The following is a 1,537-nucleotide window of genomic DNA, read 5'->3' on the forward strand; positions in this document are numbered from 1 at the left end:
TCTGCGGGATGGCGTCGACGGACGGCACGATGGGTGTGCTGCCGGCGGTGCTGGCGGAGCGGTTGGGTGTCCCGCAGGTCACGCTGCTGTCCGAGGTCTCTGTCGGGGGCGGCACGGTGACGGGCCGGCGGGACGGTGACACGGCGTCGGAGCGGCTGGAGGCGTCGTTGCCGGCGGTGGTGTCGGTGACGGACCAGTCGGGTGAGGCGCGTTATCCGTCGTTCAAGGGGATCATGGCGGCGAAGAAGAAGCCGGTGCAGTCCTGGGATCTGGGGGATCTGGGGATCGAGGCGGACGAGGTCGGTCTGGCGGGTGCCTGGACCGTGGTGGATTCCGCGGTGGAGCGTCCGGCCCGTACGGCGGGCACGATCGTGAAGGACGAGGGCGAGGGCGGCAGGCGGCTGGCCGAGTTCCTGGCCGGCCAGAAGTTCATCTGATTCCCGCGTTGTCCGTTCCCCGTTGTTTCTTCGCTACTCGCAGGAGATTGAAGTCCCATGGCTGAAGTTCTCGTCTATGTCGATCACGTGGACGGTGCGGTCCGCAAGCCCACGCTGGAGCTGTTGACGCTGGCGCGTCGGGTCGGTGAGCCGGTCGCGGTCGCGCTGGGCAGGGGTGCCGCCGACACCGCGGGGGTGCTGGCCGAGCACGGTGCGGTGCGGGTCCTGACCGCTGACGCGCCGGAGTTCGCCGAGTATCTGGTGGTGCCGAAGGTGGATGCGCTGCAGGCGGCCCATGCGGCGCTGTCCCCGGTGGCGGTGCTGGTCCCGTCCTCCGCGGAGGGCAAGGAGATCGCGGCGCGTCTCGCGGTGCGGATCGGTTCGGGCGTCATCACGGACGCGGTGGATCTGGAGGCCGGTGAGGAGGGTCCGGTCGCCACGCAGTCGGCGTTCGCGGCGTCGTTCACGACCAGGTCCCGGGTCTCCAGGGGTACGCCGGTGATCACGGTCAAGCCGAACTCGGCTCCGGTCGAGGCGGCTGCGGCGGCGGGTGCGGTCGAGGCCCTGGCGGTGTCGTTCTCCGCGCAGGCCGCCGGCACGAAGGTGCTCTCCCGTACGCCGCGCGAGTCGACGGGGCGTCCGGAGCTGACCGAGGCCGCGATCGTCGTCTCCGGTGGCCGTGGCGTCAACGGTGCGGAGAACTTCGCGGTCATCGAGGCGCTCGCCGACTCGCTCGGTGCGGCGGTCGGCGCGTCGCGTGCCGCGGTGGACGCGGGCTGGTACCCGCACTCCAGCCAGGTCGGGCAGACCGGCAAGTCCGTCTCCCCGCAGCTGTACATCGCCTCGGGCATCTCGGGTGCGATCCAGCACCGGGCGGGCATGCAGACGTCCAAGACGATCGTCGCGATCAACAAGGACGCCGAGGCCCCGATCTTCGACCTCGTCGACTACGGCGTCGTCGGCGACCTCTTCCAGGTCGTGCCCCAGCTCACCGACGAGGTCAAGTCCCGCAAGGGCTGACCCCTGCGTCCCCGACGCTGTCCCGACGGTCCGGGGCCGTGTGGTGTGTACTCACCACACGGCCCCGGACCGCTTTCGAG

The 1,537-nt window shown here is 70.7% G+C and carries 2 protein-coding genes; both read left to right on the plus strand.

The window, feature by feature from the left end; genetic code table 11:
• Positions 1 to 437 (plus strand): electron transfer flavoprotein subunit beta/FixA family protein (locus ACIOHC_RS43815; protein ID WP_401847045.1); only part of this gene is annotated, 437 nt, incomplete at its 5' end.
• Between the two features lie 57 nt (positions 438 to 494).
• Positions 495 to 1,457, plus strand: a complete 963-nt coding sequence (locus ACIOHC_RS43820) for an electron transfer flavoprotein subunit alpha/FixB family protein (RefSeq protein ID WP_401847048.1) — start codon at positions 495 to 497, stop codon at positions 1,455 to 1,457.
• Positions 1,458 to 1,537: the final 80 nt, after the last annotated feature.

Source organism: Streptomyces sp. NPDC088252 (assembly GCF_044740965.1).
Classification (GTDB): domain Bacteria; phylum Actinomycetota; class Actinomycetes; order Streptomycetales; family Streptomycetaceae; genus Streptomyces.